The following is a 22,397-nucleotide window of genomic DNA, read 5'->3' on the forward strand; positions in this document are numbered from 1 at the left end:
GGGGACGGCCGGTCGATTCGACTGGCGGTCCTCTGCTTACTTTACGCGAAAAGAAGGTGCGTATTTTGGAACAACGTTACTCAAGACAAGTTTTGTTCAATCCGATTGGACAGACAGGGCAAAGAAAATTGGAAAACTCCCACGTGTTTGTCCTCGGATGTGGGGCACTTGGGTCGGCAATTGCAGAGACACTTGTGCGTGCAGGTATTCAGAAACTGACGATAGCGGATCGGGATTATGTAGAGCCTTCGAATCTGCAAAGACAACAACTGTTCATAGAGCAGGATGCTGTTCAAGGCGTGCCGAAAGTGATTGCTGCAGAAGCAAGACTGCGTGCGATTCGCAGTGATGTGACACTCGTTCCGTTGCTTGATCATGTTGATGGACAACTTTTGGAGCGGTATGCGCAGGATGCAGATATCTTATTGGATGCGACCGATAACTTTGAAGCTAGGTTATTACTGAATGACTTCGCATGGAAACATGGTATTCCATGGATTTATGGAGCATGTGTCGGAAGTTCCAGCAGCATATTTCCATTCGTCCCGGAGAAAACGCCATGCTTCAGATGTTTGTTGCCAGTACTTCCTTCTGTCAATGAAACCTGTGATACTACGGGAATTATTGCACCAGCTGTTCAACTCACAGCAGCACATCAAAGTACAGAAGCTCTAAAGTGGCTAACAGGGAACGAAGAAGCGATGCGTACAAAATTGTTACACACAGATATTTGGCATCATACACAAGTGGAAGCCGGTATCACACGCTTAAAAAAGGAAGCGTGTGAAACGTGTGGAAGTACTCCTACATACCCTTCCTTGAATTCCGATGCAGGCACCCACTACGCCGTATTGTGCGGAAGGGAAACGGTGCAAATCATCCCGGCTGCTGAGCGTAAGTTGACAGGAGATGATGTCTATCGCGTTGCAGACCGTCTTGGAACAGTGGAAAAGCATACCCCGTTTTTTGTAGAGTTTTACGCAGAAGGGTATCGATGTGTAGGGTTCTCAAATGGAAGACTGCTCATTCATGGGTTGAAGGATATCAGGAAAGGGCGCAAAATCTATCACCAGCTGTTTGGATAAGGGGAGAATTGATGTGCAAAAAGGGAACTCAGAAATGAAGAGGAAATTGAATGTATGTGTGTTGACAGTTAGCGATACACGCACAGAACAAGATGACAATAGCGGAAGATTGATCAGAGAAAAGGTAGAAGAGGCCGGGCATGAAGTCATTGCTCGCATCATTTGTCCGGATGATAAAAACGCAATTTTAAAAGCGGTGGAGTCATGGATTGGCAAAAAGGATGCGAATGCGATTATCATCACTGGGGGAACCGGTATCAGCTATCGGGATGTGACAATTGAAACGATCCGACCGTTTTTCACAAAAGAATTAACCGGTTTTGGAGAGTTGTTCCGCTATATCAGTTATGCAGAGGATGTCGGCTCGAAAGCGCTGTTAAGTCGTGCAGCTGCTGGAGCTGTCGGAGAAAAAGTTCTGTTTGCGTTACCAGGGTCTGTAAAAGCAGTGGCGCTTGCGATGGATCGCCTTGTTATGCCGGAGCTATTGCACATTCACTATGAGTTAACGAAGCATTTGTAAGGGATATAAAAAAACGGAAGCGAGTTTACGCATCCGTCCTTGTATAATCACCGTTTTTTCCGCCTGTTTTAGATTGAAGCATTGTAGGGCCGATGACCATTTCTTTGCCGGCTGCTTTACACATGTCGTACACCGTTAAGGCAGTCACTGATGCAGCTGTGAGTGCTTCCATTTCAACGCCAGTGAGTCCCGTCGTTTTCACCTCTGAACGAATGAGTACTTCATAGTGTTGTGCGGATTCATCGATATTCCATTCAAATCGGATGTCAACGCCGGTTAGAGGAAGTGGATGACACATTGGAATGATGGTTGCCGTATTTTTAGCCGCCATAATCCCAGCGACTTGTGCCACTGCGAAGACATCGCCTTTTTTATTTTTACCGTCTTTAATTTGATTGTAAATCGTTTCATTGACAAGGATGGATGTACTTGCAACAGCAGTTCGGGATGTAATAGATTTGTCGGATACATCGACCATTCGTGCACGTCCTTGGTCATTAAAATGAGTGAGTTCAGACATTCGAATCATTCCTTTCAACTCTGATACACTCAGTATAACAGAAGAAAGCAGGTGCTTTTAGTGGAGATGAGAAAGCCAATCCCAGTAGCCGAAGCAGTAGCGCAAGTAATGGGTCACGTTCACCGGTTAACAACCGAAACGATTACCTTGGAACAGTCTATGGGCCGTATACTGGCAGATCCGATTGTTGCGCGTCACAATGTCCCGCCTTTTGACCGGTCACCGTATGATGGATTTGCAATTCGAGCGGAAGACAGCAGTGGCGCATCAGGGGACAACCGCGTGGCATTTAAAGTCATTGGTGAGATTGGCGCGGGCTCTGTGGGCGAACAGCCGGTGGGCGCTCATGAAGCATATCGAATAATGACAGGTGCTCAAATTCCTGAAAGTGCAGACGCTGTCGTGATGTTTGAACAGACGGTTGAAACTGAAGAAGGATTTACGATCAGAAAACCTTTTGAAACGGGAGAAAATATCTCATGTGAAGGGGAAGATGCTTCGAAAGGCGAGATGCTGATTCCAGCGGGAACTTTCATTCACGCAGGTACGATTGCATTGCTTGCGACATTTGGATATGCAGATGTAGCGGTTTATCGGCAGCCAGTCGTAGGGGTTTTGTCGACAGGAACAGAATTGTTGGACGTGTCGAATGATTTAGTGCCAGGTAAAATTAGAAACTCCAATGGTCCAATGGTGAAAGCGCAACTTGAGCGACTAGGCATACCATTCAAATCGTATGGCACTTCCTCAGACGACTTGGATGCATGCACAGAAGTGATTGTGCGTGCGCTGCAAGAAACGGATGCACTCATTACAACAGGTGGCGTTTCAGTCGGAGATTTCGATTATTTACCTGCAATCTATGAACGGTTAGGGGCAAAAGTGTTGTTCAACAAAGTTGCCATGCGCCCGGGAAGTGTGACGACGGTTGCAGTCCTAGGGGACAAGTTCTTGTTCGGACTTTCCGGAAACCCTTCAGCTTGTTTTACAGGGTTTGAACTGTTTGCACGTCCTGCCTTACTTTCAATGATGGGATGCACAGCACCATACCTGCCCTATTTAAAAGCCACATTAGCAGAAGATATTACAAAACCGAATCCGTTCACTCGATTTGTCCGCGCGGTTTGGCAAATGACTGAAAAGGGTGTAACGGCAGCTCCTGCAGGGTTCAATAAATCCAACGCAGTGTCATCGATTGCGAGAGGAAACTGTCTGATTGTATTACCAAGTGGAACGAGAGGCTATTCTACAGGCGATGAAGTAGACTTATTGCTAATTGGCGCTGAACAAGGTGTGGAGGATTGGGTGCTTTGAAGACCCTCCATATTGTTGGCTATAAAAACAGCGGAAAGACGACTCTGCTAGAACGTTGGATCGGTGTTTTGAAAGGGAGAGGGCTTGCGGTCGCTGTGTTGAAGCATCATGGTCACGGGGGACAGATTGAGTTGCATTCTGTAGAAACCGATACCGGTCGTTTTTTCGAAAATGGCGCGGATGCGACACTAGTGGCAGGCGGTGGCAGTGCTCAGCTTTTATTAAACAATGAGCCCTCATTTCCCGCATTAAAAGCGCTAGTTACATACGATTCGCCAGACGTGTTGCTGATTGAAGGCTATAAGGATGAGCCCGGCGCGAAGGTTGTTCTCGTTCGCAGCAGCGAAGACTGGGATACATTGCAAGAACTTGAAGGAATTCAGCTTGTTATTGGAGAGGTTGTGCACAGTGAATACTCGATTATCAAAGATCGAGATGATTCGGTGAAACTCGAGAACTGGTTCACTGATTGGCTGAATAAGGAGGATCATCATGAAACCATTTGAAGTAGTAGAAGCACCGATTGATCCGCAAGTATATTGCGATTACGTACTCCATGCGGGTGCAGGCGCGGTCACATTGTTCACGGGTCACGTTCGGGAATGGACGCACGGCGTACGGACGGTGTATTTAGCTTACGAAGCGTATGTACCAATGGCAGAAAAAAAACTTGCTGAAATCGGTGCGGAAATAGAAACGAAATGGCCAGGGGTCAAAGTTGCGATTGCGCATCGCATCGGGGAATTGCACATTTCGGATATTGCTGTTGTGATCGCGGTTTCATCTCCGCACCGAAAAGCTGCCTATGAAGCGAATGAATACGCAATTGAGCGTATTAAAGAAGTTGTTCCAATCTGGAAAAAAGAGGTTTGGGAAGACGGCGAAGAGTGGTTAGGCGCCCAAAAGAAATATCCTGAAAAAGGAGTGGATTCTGTATGATTCGCGTTCAATATTTTGCCAGACTAAGAGAGCTTGCTGGAAAAGGTCAAGAAATGTTGGACCGTGAACAGATGACGGTGCAAGAGCTGTTGGACTGGGCTGAAGAAACCTATCCCGGGTTTGGAAAAGACGATATTCAAGTGGCGGTGAATGAAGAATATGCACTTCCTGAAGACGTCATTCGTTCAGGTGATGAATGTGCTTTCATTCCACCAGTCAGTGGAGGTTGATGTCGTGATTGGCATTGTATTAGCAGGGGGTCAGTCGAGACGATATGGTTCACCAAAAGCATTCGCAACGCACAATGGAAAGTGCTTTTACGAGTATGCGATTGCTGCGTTAACGCCCCATTGCAAGCAAGTTGTAGTCGTTGCTAGACCAGAAGACGTTAATCGGTTTCCTAGTACATGGCATGTCGTCACGGATTTGCAGGAGTTTGCGGGACAAGGTCCACTCGCAGGGGTTTTAACGGGAATGAATACCATTCAAAGCGAATGGTATGCGGTGCTGCCGTGTGATGTTCCGTTTGCAGATGACTCGATTATCCGGGAGTTAATGAATCATAGGACGGGCTATACGGCCGTTGCGATTGAAGAAGTCGGCAAGTTACACCCGCTTCTCTCCATTTGGAGCAAGGAGGCGGAACCGATGATCCGCTCTTCGCTCGAGATGGGGAACCGAAGTGTCCGACCGCTCATTCAACATTGGGTGGATGGACAAGCGTTATTGGGAAAGAAGCCATCCCTTTTTGTTAATGTAAATAGTCCTGGACAACTTGAGGGGAGATGACAACATGGAGCCGATAACAGATAAATTTGGCCGTCCGATTCGTGATTTGAGAATATCCGTGACAGACCGTTGCAACTTCAGATGCTCCTATTGCATGCCGAAAGAGATTTTTGGGGACGATTATGTATTCCTCCCGAAAAATGAGTTGTTGTCGTTTGAAGAAATTGAACGCCTCGCTCAGCTCTTTTCGAAACTGGGTGTGAAGAAGTTACGACTAACAGGCGGCGAACCACTCATGAGACGAGGACTTCCCGACCTTGTGGAGAAACTTGTGCAAATTGAAGGAATTGAAGATATCGGCCTCACAACAAACGCTGTTTTATTAGGTCAATATGCAGAACCTCTTTACGATGGGGGCTTACGAAGGTTGAATATTAGTCTAGATGCACTGGATTCGGAATTATTCGGGGACATGAACGGTCGAGGGGTCAAACCCGAAGTCATCCTGAAAAATATTGATAAGGCACACGCTTTAGGGTTTACCATAAAGATGAACATGGTCGTGAAAAAGGGAACCAATGAACAAGAAATTTTACCGATGGCTAAATACTTTAAAGAGCGTGGTATCACGTTGCGATTCATTGAATTTATGGACGTTGGCAATGACAATGGGTGGAGTTTTGAAAAGGTCGTGACTAAGAAAGAAATACTGGAACGTCTACAAACTGTCCATGAACTTGAGCCAGTTGAAGAAGAATATTATGGTGAAGTAGCGAAGCGCTGGCGCTATAAAGACAATGGAGCAGAAGTTGGTTTCATCACATCGGTATCCGAATCATTCTGTTCATCGTGCACACGTGCTCGTCTTTCATCTGAAGGTAAGTTGTTTACATGTTTGTTTGCATCAGAAGGATTCGATGTCCGCGCGCTTATTCGTGAGGGTGCTACAGACGAAGAACTTGTTGCAGCTGTAACGGGTGTATGGGAAAACCGTGGAGATCGTTATTCGGATGAACGTACAGAACAAACGGTGAAAAATCGTAAAAATAAAAAGATTAACATGAGTTATATCGGGGGCTGACCAACAGCTCCCTTGAATAGTCGGGGGGGATTTGTACATGACTGGAAGAAACGAACCATGCCCATGCGGCAGTGGTAAAAAGTATAAAAAATGCTGTGGGAAAGTTGGCGATGATCTGCTTAGTGCTGTAGTCAATGAAGAGCTCGATCGTATTCTTAGTCAATTTTTCGATACATATCCAACAGGGGACAAGCGACAATCCATGATGCTTCTCATGCGTCAGTGGGCTGAAAAACTGCGCGGCAGTTGGGAGCCGGCACATATAGAAGAGGCGGCTTCTGAATTTTATTTATTCATAGAAGACAATTCCCAATGGAAAGAGTATATACGCAAGCAACAACCCGCTGCGGCTCGTGGAACGGTACAGGACGTTCTTAAGAAGTGGGAAGAGCCGTTTATGCTACTTGGTGAAATTACGGCGGCGAAGCCCAATGCGTTGGAGATTACAAAGTTATTGACTGGCGATGTAATTGAACTTGCGCGCATAGAGGGAATGCCAGCAGATGAAGGTACATTGCTGTTTGGCGTTGTACTTCCAGATACCCGCCGTGGTGACAATGCAGTAGCACCGGTTTCATCCATGCTGTTTTTAGCCAAATGGAGCAAACAGACGAAAAAATCATTGCTTGAGCTATGGGAGAAATCATCTGATCAGTCGCCAGCAGAATTCATCCGCAAGCATACACTTGAAATATACGAGCTGCTCGTAAAACGCAGCATGGCTTCGATGAATGAAATGATTGAAGATGTACTTGCACCGGTGCAGTTGACGGCATTGAAACAGCTTGACGAACAGCTTGCAAAAGCAGATGAGTCTGCAGATGTCAGAGAAATGCTTCAGAAATTGGCGGTTGCATACTTTTTAAATACCGAAATGACAGATGATGCTGAACTGGATGTGTCTGCGTTCGTACAAGCTTCACTTCAAGTCGGACAGTCGTTATCACTGGTGAAACACGAGAGTTCGTTTGAACAGGCAGAAGATACGGTTATGGTTGAACACTTCTCGACTGAGTTGAAAGACTTGTATGATGCAATGATGACAGATGGAAACGCTGCAGCACTTGCTATCTATGAGATTGGTACAGATCCAAGACCTACAGAGTCGGAGTTGTGGGAAACAGCGATGACCACTTCTGGAGTTGTTGAACCTGAACGACGTCCTGGGGTAGATGAAGGGCGTGCTCAGCGACTTGCTTATGAAGCGTTCACTACAGAAAACGAAGAAACGCGCCGGAAATTAGCGGATTCAGCGTTGTCCATTGTACCGGACTTGTCTGATGGGCTATTGCTGAAAGCAGAAACAGAAAAAGACGTGGAGAGGGCGAACGAGCTTTATGAGCAGGCAATCCGAGAGGCGAGCAAACGTTTTGAAGCAGGTGAAAATCCCTGGCAGAATATCCCGAACCGACCGTTCATGCGGGCGGCGTTTGCATATGGGACTCATTTGTTCATGCACGGAGAGTTCAACGAAGCTGCAGAAGTGTTCTTGGATCTCGTTCGCATGAATACGACAGACAACCAAGGGGCGCGCTATGAAGCGATTGCATCGTTAATTCATGCACACCGTTTCAATGAAGCAGGTGAGCTATTAGTGCGCTACGAGCGCGGTTCTGAAAATGATGCCACGTATTTATACTTGGATTGGAAACTCGAAAACGAGGCGACTAGTGGAGAATCTGAAGAAGAGGCAGATATGTTGAAGAAAGCATCTGCGGCAAACGGCAACGTTATGCACTTGATGGCATTCCGTGCTCAAACGATAGATTATCCACGTCATGAGCGTCTTGAATCAGGAAGTAAAGAGGAGGCGCGCTATATTTGGTTGTTATTGAATGGACCAAGTGGTTTGAAGGGATAATGGGTGAAGAAGAGAGTTAAAAAGTTTGAACGAGGCATGGAAAGTGCTCATAAACCCAAAAAATGATCATAAATTAAGACGGCACATCAGCTCAATTCTGAAACTACGAGTTCAAATGAATCACCTTGAGAGAAATAAATGAAACGCCACACCACCAATTATTCTCATTCTCATGCGGAACGGGATGATAGGTGTCAAACAAGGTACTGCAAACTGGCAGTAAAGAACGTAAAAGATTTGATTGGTAAAGAGCACTAAGTTCAAAAACCCTCTTCTGACAGTAGATGAATTGTGCGGCGTCCATCTTGAATGGCATAGAGTGCTCATAATAATGGGATACTGCTCATAAACTCCATTAAACGATCAAAAAAAGCTGTCCGCACTTGAGGACAGCTTTTCATTATGATTTACAACTCATTTTCCGCCCAACAAATCGAACAATCCACCAGCAATACTACCTTCCCCTTTAGAACTACCTCCTGGCACTTGAGGAGCAGAAGCGAATACCCGGCTTGCAAGACGAGAGAACGGAAGTGATTGTATCCATACAGTTCCTGGTCCTCGAAGCGTTGCGAAGAACAATCCTTCCCCACCAAAAAGTGCGGTTTTCACTCCTTTGACTGTCTCGATTGAGTAATCCACATCATGTGTCATCGCAACAAGACAGCCTGTATCGACACGTAATGATTCACCTGGCTGAAGTTTCTTCTCAATAATTGTCCCACCTGCATGGACAAATGCTAGACCATCGCCTTCCAACTTCTGCATAATGAACCCTTCACCACCAAAGAATCCTGTGCCGAGCTTACGTTGAAACTCGATTCCTACAGACACCCCTTTAGCTGCTGCTAGAAATGCATCCTTCTGACAAATGATTTTCCCACTATGTTCACTTAAATCCATCGGAATTATCTTTCCAGGATAAGGAGAGGCGAATGACACATGACGCTTTCCGGATCCAGTATTTGTGAATGTTGTCATAAACAAGCTTTCACCTGTTAGCACGCGCTTTCCTGCTCCCATGATTTTGCCAAACAATCCACCATCACTGGCTGAACCATCACCGAATATCGTCTCCATTTCAATGTGGTCTTCCATCATCATAAGTGCACCAGCTTCTGCTACTACAGTTTCCTGTGGATCTAGCTCAACTTCTACAAACTGCATATCATCGCCGTGGATCTTGTAATCGATTTCGTGATTATTCATTATCAGTTCCTCCGAGATTTAAATTTGTTACTCAGTTATACGCTATAGACAAAGGGAAGGTTTCAATTATCTGTATTCAGAGCCCCTTTTGATCGTAGGTTTGCCAAAATATTAATTTGGCCACACAACTTAGAGATTTCCTCGGCGTACATTGTGGAGGAATAATGTGCTTCGAACGAAATCGTAACGGATTCCAAAATAGTTGGACCACAATTACCAGTAACTAGTTCTTCTAATAGAAATGATACAAATTCTATTCCTTTTTCTTCACGATTTTTCTCGAATCGAGTAAGCATAAGACGTAATTCTTTCATTATCACATCTTTAATATCTTCATTGTCTGTATACGTTAACTTTTCCAGAAGAGCCTTTCCAAGCAATTTGTCCTCACCGGCTATCATGCCTGCCATAATATCGTCAAGTCGTCGGATGGTAAATGGAACAAGTTGATCGTAATTAAACGTATTTTTTTCTCGGCCACCTATTTTTACGAAATGATGAATGTGTTGCATCATACCGACAAGCATCACTGCACCATCTACTCGATATGGCCCCGATTCAGGCCCATAAACTTCAAGTAACCGTCCCGATAGCCAGGAGATTTCAGATAGATATTGTTTTCTCACAAAAGTTCTCATTTCGTCGTCTTTAGAAAAGAAGACTGCTTCATAGATAGGAAGTAAATTTCGTTCTCGATCGACATGTGCGCGGGTAACAATTTGCAAGGCTAAAATGGTTTTATCTGTACGGTCTTGCCCTAGTAGTAATTTTCGTCTTCTCGTAATGGATTCTTCATTTGCCATTTCCAAAATAGCTAACAAGCATTCATTTTTTGAAGTGAAATAATTATAAAAAGTCCCTTTAGAAATACCAGCTGCAGTTAAGATATCTTGAACTGAAGTAGCAATAATCCCTTTTTCTTGAAATACTTGTTGTGCAGCTAGAATTACTTTCAATTTTCGTTCGTTCATCACATCACCTTTTTGTTTGTAAATATACCGCTAGTCTACTATCGAAATGTACATTTATCAACGAATTTTCATCGTTAATATTTTTTTATTGATTTTTTTGGACTATGAGTATAAACTATTCTTCATGATGTTTTTAAGATGAGAATTAACAGCTAAATGGAGGAATTAATAGATGGAAAATAAAGACCATATTAAGAAAATGCACGAAAAGCCGCCCTATGGCATTATCATCATCCTATTCATAGGTGCATTTGTCGCAATACTGAACAATACATTGCTTAATATTGCGCTCCCTACAATTATGGATGAATTTAAGATAGACCCTTCGCAAGTGCAATGGCTGACGACTGGCTACATGCTTGTCGGCGGTATTATGATGCCAGCCAGTGCTTTTTTCATTCTCAAATTCAAGAACCGTAATCTATTTTTGACAGCAATGACTCTATTTTCTTTAGGTACATTTTTGGCGATTATCACGCCGAACTTCGCGTTATTAGTAGCCGCACGGATGATCCAAGCAGCAGGTGCCGCTTTGCTTATGCCACTATTAATGAACGTAATGCTCGTTGCTTTTCCAATTGAAAAACGCGGGCAGGCACTCGGCTATTTTGGACTCGTCATGTTTACGGCTCCTGCAATTGGACCGACTCTCTCGGGCTTCATCGTTGAACATTATTCATGGCGCGCATTGTTCATCATCGTCTTACCGATAGCCTTATTTACAATTGTCTTTGCAATGATTAAACTTCGCAACATCACACCAAACAAACCAGTTAAAGTAGATATTTTTTCAATTGTCCTCTCAAGTATTGGGTTTGGTGGCTTGTTGTATGGATTTAGTTCTGCAGGAAGTAAAGGATGGATATCGCTTGAGGTTCTTGGAACCATTATCATCGGTGCGATTGCTTTAGTAGTATTCGTGACGCGCCAATTAAATAAGTCAGAACCAATGCTTGACTTCCGTATTTACAAATATCCAATGTTCGCATTGTCTTCTGTAATTTCAGTTGTCGTATCAGTAGCAATGTTCTCAGGGATGATCCTAACACCACTTTACGTACAGAGTGTACGCCATATTTCACCACTCGATTCTGGATTGCTCATGTTACCGGGTGCGGTTCTCATGGGGTTCATGTCCCCAATTACAGGGAAGTTGTTTGATAAATATGGACCGAAAGGACTCGCGATTACCGGTCTTTCCATTACAGTCCTTACAACCTATCTGCTCAGCCAGCTACAAATGGATACAGGTTATTACGAATTGATGGCCATTTACACAGCTCGGATGTTTGGTCTGTCAATGGTTACAATGCCGATTATGACGAATGGTATGAATCAGTTGCCAATGGTTTCGAATCCACATGGTACTGCGATGAACAGTACCGTTCAGCAAGTGTCCGGTGCGATTGGTTCCGCAATTTTGTTAACCGTTATGACGAAACGCGCTGAATCATCAGGTGCCCAAATTGCGCAAGATGCAGCAGTATCAGGGAATATCCCGACGGATGCAGCAGGGTTGGCAGCATTTAAAGTGCAAGTAGGTCAGCAAGCCCAACTGGATGGTATTAACCATTCGTTCTTCATCTCCACGATAATTGCTGGAGTGGCGCTTGTCTTAACGTTCTTCATCAAGCGTGTTAAACCGCCGAAGCTCAATGAACAAGCAATGACTGAATCACCAGCTGTAGCACAATCAAATGACAAAAAAGCATAATTACAAGCCCTTTACTGGAAAAAATTCAGTAAAGGGTTTTTTGTATGCAGTTTGTTCGAAGGATAGCTGAACAGTCTTGTTAGTTGCTCATAAACTCGTGAAAGTGCTCATAAACTTGTGAAAGTGCTCATAAATCTTGAGAAGTGCTCATAAACTTGTGAAAGTGCTCATAAATCTTGAGAAGTGCTCATAAACTTGTGAAAGTGCTCATAAATCCTGAGAAGTGCTCATAAACCTGTGAAAGTGCTCATAAACCTTGAGAAATGCTCATAAACTTGTGAAAGTGCTCATAAATCTGGAGAAATGCTCATAAACTTGTGAAAGTGCTCATAAACTCGTGAAAGTGCTCATAAACCTTGAGAAATGCTAATAAACTTGTGAAAGTGCTCATAAACCCTGAGAAGTGCTCATAAACCCTGAGAAGTGCTCATAAACTCGTGAAAGTGCTCATAAATCTTGAGAAGTGCTCATAAACCTCTGAAAGTGCTCATAAACCTTGAGAAGTGCTCATAAACTCGTGAAAGTGCTCATAAATCCTGGGAAGTGCTCATAAACTCCAGTAAACGCTCATAACATGAACAATGTGATCAGAATCTTCACAATTCAAATGAAAGGAAATATCTAGTTGCTGTCGAATAGAGTATGAAAGGGCTTACAAATCTATCAACCTATTTGGAAAGGGGAATGCAGCAATGAAACTGAACAACTACATCAACGGACAATGGGGAACAGATACAGGAGCGGACTATACAGCAGTAAAAAACCCAGCGAACGGAAAAACAATAGCTGACGTGCGTCTATCGACAGCGGATGACGTCAACCAAGCAGTCGCTGCAGCGAAAGCCGCTCAAAAGAAATGGGCACGGGTTCCTGCACCGAAACGGGCAGATTACTTATATGAAATTGGACGCATCATGATTGAAAAGAAAGAGCATCTTTCTCAAGTACTCACAAAAGAAATGGGGAAAGTCATAGAAGAAGCGCGCGGTGAAGTTCAAGAAGGCATTGACATGGCCTATTATATGGCAGGCGAAGGTCGACGGCTTTTCGGGGAAACAGTGCCGTCTGAACTCGATAACAAATTCGCGATGAGTGTTCGTGCACCAATCGGCGTTGTGGGTTTAATCACTCCGTGGAATTTCCCGGTTGCGATTGCTACGTGGAAGTCGTTCCCGGCAATCGTTGCGGGCAACACATTCATCTGGAAACCTGCGACAGAAACACCGATGATGGCGTATGAAATGGCGCTCATCTTTGAGGAAGCCGGCTTACCTGCTGGTGTGGCAAACGTCGTATTCGGAAGTGGCGGCACAGTTGGAACAGCGATGATCGAGCATCCGGATGTCCGTGTTGTTTCATTCACAGGCTCAACGGAAACAGGGAGACGTGTCGCAGAACTGGGCGGTCGTCATTTGAAGAAAGTCTCGCTTGAAATGGGCGGCAAAAACGCAATTATCGTCATGGATGATGCGGACATTGACCTAGCAGTTGAAGGAATTCTCTGGAGCGCATTTGGTACCGCAGGTCAACGATGCACGGCATGTAGCCGGGTCATCGCGCATACGGATATAAAGCAGGAACTTGAGAAAAAGTTACTAGAAGCGATGAAAGCCTTGACGATTGGTGACGGGGCAGACGAATCGAACAAAATCGGTCCTGTCATTAACGCAATATCACTCGAAAAAATCAGCTATTACGTCAATGTTGGAAAAGAAGAAGGAGCAAAACTGTTGGCAGGCGGAAATACGCTGACAGAGGGCCCTTACACAGGCGGGCACTACTTTGAACCGACGCTTTTCACAGACGTTGCGGCGGATAGTCGCCTTGCGCAAGAAGAAATCTTCGGACCTGTTATTTCGTTGATTGAAATTAGTAGCTTAGAAGAAGCAATTGAAGTGAATAACAGTGTGGTATATGGCTTGTCCAGCTCAATTTTCTCAAGAGACGTCAACAAAATTTTCCAAGCACAACGTGACCTTGATACAGGAATCGTCTACGTGAACGCTGGAACAACTGGCGCGGAGATCCACTTGCCATTTGGCGGAACGAAGGGAACGGGCAATGGTCACCGGGACTCAGGCGTTGCGGCGCTCGACGTCTTTACAGAGTGGAAAAGCATTTACGTTGATTTCAGTGGCAAGTTGCAACGGGCTCAGATCGATAACAACTAAAAGGAGGCTGATTGGATGAAAGTCGTCGTATTAGGTGCAGGGTTAATGGGGAAAGAAGCCGTTCGAGACTTGGTGAAAAATGATGAGGTGACAGCCGTCTATTTAGCGGATCAAGACGTTAGAAAAGCGGAGCATTTTGCAGATGAACTCTTGTCAGACAAACTCAGTGTTTTAGTACTCGATGCTCGTAATGAACTGCAATTGAGTGAAGTCATTTCGCTCGGTGACGTCGTTATCAATGCATTGTTCTATACATTCAATGAGCAAGTCGCAAAACTAGCGATTGAAGCTGGCGTCCATAGTGTAGATCTCGGTGGACACATCGGTGGTGCGACAGATGCCGTTCTTCAGATGAAAGAACAAGCAGAAGCACGCGGCGTCACGCTTATCCCAGATCTAGGTGTCGCACCAGGGATGATCAACATCCTTTCAGGCCATGGGGCAGATAAATTGGATAAAGTCGAGTCCATCCGCTTGTTTGTCGGGGGCGTACCCGTCAATCCAGAACCTCCACTTAACTACAACATTGTGTTTTCATTAGAAGGTGTATTTGACCATTACACGGATTCTTCGCGTGTAATACGAGACGGAAAAATTCTAGAACTGCCGTCACTTTCAGAAATTGAAACTGTTCATTTTGATGAATTCGGCGACATGGAAGCCTTCCATACATCAGGCGGAACTTCCACTCTTATAGAATCATTCCCGGATGTCCACACACTTGAGTACAAGACATTACGTTATCCAGGTCACGCGGAAAAGTTCCAATTGCTCGTAGATCTTGGCTTGTTGTCACGTGAATCGACCATTCAAGTTGATGGAAAACCGTTACGTGTCCGCGATGTCATGCGTGAACATCTCACGCCTCAAATGCTGCTTGGCGACAAAAAAGATGCCGTATTGTTACGCGTCCTCGTAAGCGGGGAGGCTTCAGGCATGACAGCGACTTATGAGTACAACATGACTGTAACCAAAGATACTGATATGAATGAAACTGCAATGGCTCTTGCGACTGCGAATACGATTTCTGTTGTCGCCCAAATGATTGGTGGAGGGACCATTACAAAACGTGGCGTTTATCCTCCTGAATCGATTGTTCCAGGCGATCTCTATATTGAAGAGATGGGCAAACGTGGCGTCCACATTACGGAAACCATTCATACTGGTGAAGCCGCACTTTAATTCGCGCGATGCAAGGAGGTACTGAGATGGATTTCAACTTTACAGAAGAACAGCAGTTGCTACGTAAAACAGTGAGACGTTATGTCGATGATCGAATCCTTCCGAATATCGCGAAATGGGATACAGCAGGCGGTTTTGATCCCTTAGTTTGGAAAGAACTCGCAGACCTCGGGTTTATGGGGACTTGTATACCGGAACGTTATGGTGGTAGTGGCATGGACTATAATGCTCTTGCTATTTTGTGTGAAGAACTGGAACGCGGAGATACCGCGTTCCGAACCGCTGTATCTGTCCATACAGGCCTGAACTCGCTGACTCTGCTGCAATGGGGAACGGATGAACAGAAGCAAAAGTATTTGATTCCACAAGCTAAAGGAGAGAAAGTTGGTGCGTTCGGGCTGACGGAACCTGGTGCAGGATCAGACGTTGCGGCGATGGTTTCTACCGCTGTCCGTGATGGTGAAGATTATGTGCTAAATGGGCAGAAAACGTGGATTTCACTATGCGACAGTGCGGATTATTTCCTCATCTTTGCCTATACGGATAAATCGAAAAAACATCACGGAATTTCTGCGTTCATCGTCGAGCGTACGATGCCTGGATTTTCATCCAAAGCCATCAAAAATAAATATGGCATTAAAGCTGGAAACACGGGCGAGCTATTTTTTGAAGACGTCCGTGTACCTGCTTCCAACTTGCTTGGGAAAGAAGGGGAAGGGTTCAAAATCGCGATGTCTGCATTGGATAACGGACGCTTCACCGTTGCTGCAGGTGCAGTCGGTTTGATTCAGGCGTGTATGGAAGCGAGTATTGCATATTGTGAAGAACGCAGCACATTTGGAAAGCCGATTGGACAGCATCAGCTCGTCCAGCAAATGATCGCGCGGATGGAAGCGGGTTATCAAATGAGTCGCTTACTCGTCTACCGTGCCGGGGAGATGAAAAACGCCGGGCTACGTAATACTCGTGAAACGTCATTAGCCAAGTGGCAAGCGTGTGATTTTGCCAATCAAGCTGCAGACGATGCATTCCAAATTCATGGGGCATACGGATATTCAGACGATTATCCGGTTGCACGATTCTTGCGTAACTCAAAAGCACCGGTCATTTATGAAGGAACACGGGAAATCCATACGATTATGCAAGCTGAATATGTGCTCGGATACCGACAAGACAAGCCCCTTAGCAATATGTTGCCATCTTGGCCATGTGACGTAGACGTGTAACTTGTCTGATTCAAGACCGACTCATCTAGTAAAGGAGATGAGACCAATGTACAAAAAAGCTGTCCTCGCAGTGGCAGTCAGTGCTGTAGTTATCTTATCCGCTTGTGGAACGGTGAGCGCCCCAATGAAAAAAGAAGACCTAGAGCCTGATAAAATTGCAGTTTCTTTCGGAGAAGACGATTACTTGAAATTAAGTGAACCGACAAACGAACTTGGAGCACAACTTGTTACAAAAGCAAAACCAGACGATGACGGCAATGTATTCGTGTCACCAGTCAGTCTTATAATGGCATTATCCATGCTTCAAAACGGAGCGGATGGACAAACTCGCAACGAAATTAAAAATGCGATGCAAGTGATAGGAATGGATACGGAGTCCATTAACCGTGCGAACGCATCAATGTTGTATCACTTCCAAGGGTTAGACGAAGAGTTAGCCTTCAATACGGCAAATTCAATTTGGGTGAACGATGCGTATACGCTGCGAGAAAAATTTAAGCAAATAACACAAGACTACTATTTAGCTGAGGCTCAAGACATGGACATAACAGACCCGAAATCAGTAGATATTATGAACAAGTGGGTTCAGCAAGCAACAAACGGTAAGATTGACGAAATTGTCCAAGCACCCCTTGATGATAGCTTAGTTATGTTTCTGTTGAATGCTGTTTATTTCAAAGCATCCTGGTTCTATCCGTTCAATGAAAATGCAACAGAAGTTAATAATTTCAAGATTTCAGATGGAAATCTTACGAAAGTCCCATTCATGCAATTGAATGAGGAGCTACCCTACTTGGAAACAGATCAATTCCAGGCCGTTTCACTCCCTTACGGAGAAGAAGGAAAGATGACAATGGATATCTACGTCCCAAAAGAGGGGCAGAATTTTGACGACTTCCTCTCTTCATGGACTACTGAAAACCGAGCGAACTGGAAGGGTTCGTTTGAAACCCGGCTAGGTACAGTCCGTTTACCTAAGTTCCGGCTTGATTATGAAATTCAGTTGAATGATGTGCTTCAGGAATTAGGAATGCAGCAAGCATTTGGTGAAGGAGCGGAATTTTCAAAGTTAGTCGTAGAGGATGAAAATCCATTGTTTGTGAGCAAGGTGCTACAGAAAACCTATCTTTCTGTGGATGAAAAAGGGACAGAGGCAGCAGCCGTCACATCCATTACTATGGATACGGTATCTGCGCCAATGGGAGAACCTTTCCAATTCACAGCGGACAAGCCGTTCTTCATCACAATTCGTGACAAAGAAGCAGACGTATTGTTGTTTGCAGGGAAGATTGCCAATCCTGTACAAGGAGACTAGTCGCTAACAGTCTCGAAGCCGAGAGTGGTTATCGGGACTTTTTGTCCGCAAAGGATGCTTTGTTTTTAGACAAATCAAGCAAAATAGTTTTTTAATGGAAACTATGATAAAATAGAGTAGTTGAAATCAGTCAACATTTTTTTGTTCTACATTGTGAAGAATTTCACAAGAAAGGGGAAATATAATTGAAAATTACGATTGTTGGTTCAGGACACGGAGGTTCGACCGCAGCTGCTTGTCTAGCGCGAGATGGTCACCAAGTGAGTATGTTGAAGCTAAGCAATCAGCCTAACGAGCACTTTGCTAAATTGGAAGAAACGAAGTGCATTACATTGAAAGAGGGGAGCGAACAGCAAACCGTTCCGCTTCATGCTGTGACACGCAATCCTGCAGAAGTTATACCACAAGCAGACATTATCCTCATTTATTACGTCTCGAATTACCACAAGTCCCTCGCGAGCGCCCTAGCTCCACACTTGCAGAAGCAACAAACTGTTTACATTTGCCCGGGGTATCTCGGAAGCATTTACTTTTTGAACGAATTGAAACGAATTGGCAGAACTGAAGATGCGCCACTATTTGTTGAAGGCGAAACGTTGCCATACAGCTGTAGAATCACAAATCCCGGTGAGGTTACACTGTATTCAGAGAACTACGGTCATCCAATTGCATCCCTTCCTGCAGATCGTGTTCAAGAGGCATGTCATACGCTAAAACCGATTCTAGGCAACTGCATCCCGCGTGAAAATATTGCAGAAGTCGCACTCCACAACCCGAATCTTATTATGCACACAGTCGGGATTGCGCTCAACGCAGCATATATCGAGAACTCAGAAGGTCAGTTTTCGATGTATACAGAAGGATTTACGCCCTCCACTTGGAAAGTAGCACATGAGTTGGATCAGGAAAAAATGGATATGCTTGAGAAAATCGGTTCGAAACGCCGTTCATACATCGAAGAGTTCAAGGTGCGCACATTCACTGATCCTGAAGCCCAGTCAGATGATGAAGCATTTGCTATCTACGCAGACAGTGTCAAGGATTTGCATACGAAATCTGTTAACAATCGGTACATTACAGAAGACGTGCCAATGGGTCTTGGGCTCCTGCACTCGCTCGGAAAGCACATTGGTTTGCCGACGCCAGTGACTGATTCTATCATAACTCTATCAGGAACGATGGTCGGAGAAGATTATTTCCGAGAGGCGCGTTCTATAGAAAAACTCGGCTTCACAACCGCAGAAGAATTATTGTCATTCATCAATCCTAACAAAACCACTCAAGTATAATGGGATATAGGAAACGAAGGTGCGACACGGCCTTCGTTTTTTCTTTTAAGAATATGATCGGAAAACCCTTGCAATCTATTTGTAGGGCGCGTATTATAAGGAATGACCAAATGACTATAATTGAATTACAGTCATTTTACAATGAAAGAGGTGGGCACATGGATCGCAGAACGGAGATTTTGGAAGCCGCTGCAAAATCCTTCTCACTGTTTGGCTACAAAGCGACCACGATGGACCAAGTCGCTAAGATTGCAAACGTTGGGAAAGGTACGATTTACACATTCTTCGCTAACAAAGAAGAACTGTTCAACGCCATTGTCGTCGGAATGATTGAAGAGATGAGGACAGAAGCGGAAGCCGCCGCTATTGAAGGGGCAACATTTGAAGAAAATGCGCATGCTCGTCTTATGTCGATTTTGAAATTTAGAACGACACACCAACTGTACGCCAAACTGATTGATGAAGGAAAAGAAATCCGGACGCCTGCCGTACAAGAAGTCCTCGTAGATATCGAGAAACAGATTGTGAAATTCATTGCCGAGAAAATCCAAAAAGGCATTAATCGCGGTGAAGTCAAACCATGTAATGTTGAAATGGTCGCGTATTTGCTGTTTAAATCGTATATGGCTCTCGTTGTAGACTGGGGTAAAACCCACCATCAAGAGTTGGATCAAACCGAGATCATCGATTTACTGAGTAGTACCATTTTCAAAAGTCTCTTAATTTGAGACTTCTTTTTTTAAGAATCAATGACCAGAAATCCAAAGTGGTCAACCAGTCAAGGAGGAGAAAAAATGAAGAAGACGATGACAGGAGCGGAATGGAAGCAATTATTGCGCACGCGAAAAATGATTGTGCCTATGATTGCAATTTTATTCATACCGGTATTATATGCAGGGATGTTTTTGTGGGCGTTTTGGGATCCATACGCAAACATGGATGCACTGCCAGTTGCGGTTGTAAATATGGATGAAGGTGCCGAATTTGAAGGAACTGAACTTGATCTTGGTAAAGAACTTGTCGACAAACTTGTCGATAGTAAGCAGTTTGACTTTCAAAGTATAACTGAGTCCGAAGCAAAAAAAGGTCTCACGAATCAAGACTACTATATGACAATCGAAATTCCGGATAACTTTTCAAAACACGCAACAACATTATTGGATGAAACACCTGAAAAACTAGCACTGGTTTACAAACCAAATGAAGGCTTCAACTTCCTCTCTGCACAAATTGGAGATACTGCAATGGAACGCATCAAGGCTGAAGTGAACGAAAAAGTATCATCCACGTATGCGGAGCAACTTTTTGACTCTATTAAAGAAATGGGTGACGGATTTGGGGATGCTGCAGACGGTGCAGGAAAACTGCATGACGGTTCTGGCAAACTTGTTTCCGGGACAGATGATTTAAAAGGGTATTTAGCTCAGCTAGCATCCAGCACGGTGACGCTTGCAGATGGCTCAGATAAGCTTAAAAAAGGTGTCATCGAAGCTGCAAATGGTGCATCTTCATTAAATTCAGGTCTCGGAACATTGTCGTCAGGTGTTAGTGAACTTCAAGGCGGCGCTCAAAAAGCATCTGCGGGTGCGAGTGATTTGAATGCAGGACTGACTCAATACACGCAAGGTGTTGGTAAGCTCGCAAGTAGTTATCAACAGATTGGCGCAAAAGAAAAAGAATTCGGAGCAGGTGTGGGCAACTTAGCTGAAAAATCCGGTTCACTCAATGCTGCAGCTGGTCAATTAACAGGCGGCGCGCAGCAAGTAAATGCGGGAATTGGACAATTGTCTGAACAACTTGCACCAATTTTAGCTTCACTTCCTGAAGAACAAAAAGCAGCATTGCAAGGTGCTCTTGGTGAATTGAAATCAGGCAGCGCAAAAGTGGCAGGCGGACTTGGTGAATTATCGCAAGGCACCGCAGCGCTTCAATCAGGTGCGAAAGAATTGAATGGTGCTGCAGGTCAATTAGCCGGGGCACACTCACAGGCACTTGCAGGTGTCAACGAGTTAAACAGTAAATCTGGGCAATTGCTCGCAGGTTCATCTGCACTTGCTGAAGGAAATAGTGCGCTAAATGCCGGTGTGGGTAAACTTGCTACAGGCGCAACAGCTGCTAAAGAAGGATCTAGCAAATTAGTCGATGGTCTTTCTGCATTATCAGCTGGTTCTAAAACACTAACAGACGGAACTGGAACGCTTGCCTCTAAATCTCAAGAACTCGCAACCGGATCCGCAACACTTGCTGACGGAGCGAAAGAATTAAACGAAGGAACAGGGACACTTCAAGAGAAATTGACTGAAGCGAATGACACCGCTTCTGAAGTGAATCCATCTGACAAAACATATGGCATGGTAGCTGCTCCAGTAGATGTAGAAAAGTCTGCAGTCAATGAAGTACCGAACTATGGAACAGGATTCGCACCTTATTTCTTATCTCTAGGATTGTTCGTCGGTGCGTTGTTACTATCCATCGTATTCCCACTGGTTCAGCCAGTCATATCACCAACAGGTCCATTCCGCTGGTTCGCAAGTAAAGTTTCTGTGCTCGCAGTGGTCGGGCTCATTCAAGCATTGATTGCCGTAGGCGTTATTAAATACGGGTTAGGTATGGACTCCATCAACACACCATTGTTCATCCTCACGGCGATCATTACAAGTTACACATTCATCGCGCTCGTGCAATTGTTTGTTTCTGTATTCAGTGACGCAGGACGCTTCCTGGCGATTCTCGTCTTGATCATGCAACTCGTTACAAGCGCCGGAACGTTCCCATTGGAATTGATCCCAGAACCACTTCAGATTTTCAATAAATTCTTGCCAATGACATACTCTGTTCAGGCATTCAAAGCATCAATTTCTACAGGCGACATGACGCATCTATGGACTTCGAACGGCATATTAATTGGGTTCATGGTCGTATGTCTTGCGTTAACAGCAGGCTACTTCGCATTGCTGTTCAAAAAACGCCATTCTGCAGCAGATGTTGTAGAAGCATAAGAAACAATTCACAACCGGCAGACGGAATAACACGTCTGTCGGTTTTTTTGTGGATAAAAATTCGAATGATTTGAAAAGTTATCGACGGGTGACGACGAAGTTATGCCCAATTGGGGATGGAATTGGGGTTATCCACAGAGGATTACGAGATATTTTGTGCAAAGTAGGGGTATGGACTGGGTTGTCCACTTTTTTAGAGGGACGAGCGGTTCTGTGTTGGTGACGACAAGACTGTGACCGGTATAAATTGCGTTCTTGATCACTCAAGTGGG

Annotated in this window: 20 protein-coding genes; 17 read left to right on the forward strand and 3 right to left on the reverse strand. The window is 44.6% G+C overall.

The features are described 5' to 3' along the window. Positions 1 to 65 precede the first annotated feature (65 nt). A complete protein-coding gene (locus M3197_RS00470; protein WP_251658062.1) occupies positions 66 to 1,085 on the forward strand; it encodes a ThiF family adenylyltransferase in 1,020 nt (339 codons plus the stop codon). 34 nt (positions 1,086 to 1,119) lie between these two features. Beyond that, positions 1,120 to 1,605 (forward strand): MogA/MoaB family molybdenum cofactor biosynthesis protein, encoded by a 486-nt coding sequence (locus M3197_RS00475; RefSeq protein ID WP_251660026.1) that lies wholly within the window; start codon positions 1,120 to 1,122, stop codon positions 1,603 to 1,605. A 25-nt stretch (positions 1,606 to 1,630) separates the two neighbouring features. Here the strand turns inward: M3197_RS00475 and moaC are convergent, their stop codons facing one another. Next, entirely contained in the window at positions 1,631 to 2,125 is a 495-nt protein-coding gene (moaC, locus tag M3197_RS00480; protein ID WP_251658063.1) for a cyclic pyranopterin monophosphate synthase MoaC, read from the reverse strand. A 66-nt stretch (positions 2,126 to 2,191) separates the two neighbouring features. Between moaC and M3197_RS00485 the strand changes: the two genes are divergently transcribed. Genes M3197_RS00485 through M3197_RS00515 form a run of 7 tightly spaced genes read left to right on the forward strand, consistent with a single transcriptional unit; the run spans position 2,192 to position 8,049 of the window. Further along, positions 2,192 to 3,439, forward strand: coding sequence for a molybdopterin molybdotransferase MoeA (locus M3197_RS00485; protein WP_251658064.1), 1,248 nt, complete (start codon positions 2,192 to 2,194; stop codon positions 3,437 to 3,439). Next, positions 3,436 to 3,945 carry a molybdopterin-guanine dinucleotide biosynthesis protein B gene (mobB, locus tag M3197_RS00490; RefSeq protein WP_251658065.1) on the forward strand — a complete coding sequence of 170 codons (510 nt, stop codon included), beginning with the start codon at positions 3,436 to 3,438 and terminating at the stop codon, positions 3,943 to 3,945. Before M3197_RS00485 ends, mobB begins: the two co-directional genes overlap by 4 nt. Next, on the forward strand, positions 3,932 to 4,378 hold the full coding sequence (locus tag M3197_RS00495; protein WP_251658066.1) for a molybdenum cofactor biosynthesis protein MoaE: 447 nt from the start codon (positions 3,932 to 3,934) through the stop codon (positions 4,376 to 4,378). The genes mobB and M3197_RS00495 overlap by 14 nt, the downstream gene beginning before the upstream one ends. Next, the gene (moaD, locus tag M3197_RS00500; RefSeq protein WP_251658067.1) at positions 4,375 to 4,608 is read left to right on the forward strand and encodes a molybdopterin converting factor subunit 1; all 234 of its coding nucleotides are present in this window, start codon (positions 4,375 to 4,377) and stop codon (positions 4,606 to 4,608) included. The genes M3197_RS00495 and moaD overlap by 4 nt, the downstream gene beginning before the upstream one ends. A gap of 4 nt (positions 4,609 to 4,612) precedes the next feature. After that, the gene (locus tag M3197_RS00505) at positions 4,613 to 5,167 is read left to right on the forward strand and encodes a molybdenum cofactor guanylyltransferase (RefSeq protein WP_251658068.1); all 555 of its coding nucleotides are present in this window, start codon (positions 4,613 to 4,615) and stop codon (positions 5,165 to 5,167) included. Between the two features lie 4 nt (positions 5,168 to 5,171). After that, positions 5,172 to 6,188 carry a GTP 3',8-cyclase MoaA gene (moaA, locus tag M3197_RS00510; protein ID WP_251658069.1) on the forward strand — a complete coding sequence of 339 codons (1,017 nt, stop codon included), beginning with the start codon at positions 5,172 to 5,174 and terminating at the stop codon, positions 6,186 to 6,188. Positions 6,189 to 6,225: 37 nt separating this feature from the next. Further along, positions 6,226 to 8,049 (forward strand): SEC-C metal-binding domain-containing protein, encoded by a 1,824-nt coding sequence (locus tag M3197_RS00515; protein WP_251658070.1) that lies wholly within the window; start codon positions 6,226 to 6,228, stop codon positions 8,047 to 8,049. Positions 8,050 to 8,463: 414 nt separating this feature from the next. Here M3197_RS00515 and M3197_RS00520 read toward each other — a convergent pair whose 3' ends face one another. Both M3197_RS00520 and M3197_RS00525 read right to left on the reverse strand, forming a co-directional pair. After that, the gene (locus M3197_RS00520) at positions 8,464 to 9,258 is read right to left on the reverse strand and encodes a TIGR00266 family protein (RefSeq protein WP_251658071.1); all 795 of its coding nucleotides are present in this window, start codon (positions 9,256 to 9,258) and stop codon (positions 8,464 to 8,466) included. Positions 9,259 to 9,320: 62 nt separating this feature from the next. Continuing rightward, on the reverse strand, positions 9,321 to 10,229 hold the full coding sequence (locus tag M3197_RS00525) for a TetR/AcrR family transcriptional regulator (protein ID WP_251658072.1): 909 nt from the start codon (positions 10,227 to 10,229) through the stop codon (positions 9,321 to 9,323). 172 nt (positions 10,230 to 10,401) lie between these two features. On the opposite strand from M3197_RS00525, the gene M3197_RS00530 reads away from it, so the two are divergent. The 8 genes from M3197_RS00530 to M3197_RS00565 all read left to right on the forward strand — a co-directional run bounded on the left by M3197_RS00530 (position 10,402) and on the right by M3197_RS00565 (position 22,125). Further along, complete coding sequence (locus M3197_RS00530; protein WP_251658073.1) at positions 10,402 to 11,943, forward strand: DHA2 family efflux MFS transporter permease subunit; 1,542 nt, start codon at positions 10,402 to 10,404, stop codon at positions 11,941 to 11,943. A 692-nt stretch (positions 11,944 to 12,635) separates the two neighbouring features. Continuing rightward, positions 12,636 to 14,114 (forward strand): aldehyde dehydrogenase family protein, encoded by a 1,479-nt coding sequence (locus M3197_RS00535; protein ID WP_251658074.1) that lies wholly within the window; start codon positions 12,636 to 12,638, stop codon positions 14,112 to 14,114. A gap of 15 nt (positions 14,115 to 14,129) precedes the next feature. Continuing rightward, entirely contained in the window at positions 14,130 to 15,296 is a 1,167-nt protein-coding gene (locus M3197_RS00540; RefSeq protein ID WP_251658075.1) for a saccharopine dehydrogenase family protein, read from the forward strand. 26 nt (positions 15,297 to 15,322) lie between these two features. Next, positions 15,323 to 16,522, forward strand: coding sequence for an acyl-CoA dehydrogenase family protein (locus M3197_RS00545; protein ID WP_251658076.1), 1,200 nt, complete (start codon positions 15,323 to 15,325; stop codon positions 16,520 to 16,522). Positions 16,523 to 16,568: 46 nt separating this feature from the next. Beyond that, the gene (locus tag M3197_RS00550) at positions 16,569 to 17,837 is read left to right on the forward strand and encodes a serpin family protein (protein WP_251658077.1); all 1,269 of its coding nucleotides are present in this window, start codon (positions 16,569 to 16,571) and stop codon (positions 17,835 to 17,837) included. Between the two features lie 185 nt (positions 17,838 to 18,022). After that, positions 18,023 to 19,126 carry an NAD/NADP-dependent octopine/nopaline dehydrogenase family protein gene (locus tag M3197_RS00555; RefSeq protein ID WP_251658078.1) on the forward strand — a complete coding sequence of 368 codons (1,104 nt, stop codon included), beginning with the start codon at positions 18,023 to 18,025 and terminating at the stop codon, positions 19,124 to 19,126. A gap of 158 nt (positions 19,127 to 19,284) precedes the next feature. After that, the gene (locus tag M3197_RS00560; RefSeq protein ID WP_039042702.1) at positions 19,285 to 19,854 is read left to right on the forward strand and encodes a TetR/AcrR family transcriptional regulator; all 570 of its coding nucleotides are present in this window, start codon (positions 19,285 to 19,287) and stop codon (positions 19,852 to 19,854) included. A gap of 66 nt (positions 19,855 to 19,920) precedes the next feature. Next, positions 19,921 to 22,125 (forward strand): YhgE/Pip family protein, encoded by a 2,205-nt coding sequence (locus M3197_RS00565; protein ID WP_251658079.1) that lies wholly within the window; start codon positions 19,921 to 19,923, stop codon positions 22,123 to 22,125. The last annotated feature ends 272 nt before the right edge of the window (positions 22,126 to 22,397 follow it).

Source organism: Sporosarcina aquimarina (genome assembly GCF_023715615.1).
Lineage (GTDB): Bacteria > Bacillota > Bacilli > Bacillales_A > Planococcaceae > Sporosarcina > Sporosarcina aquimarina_A.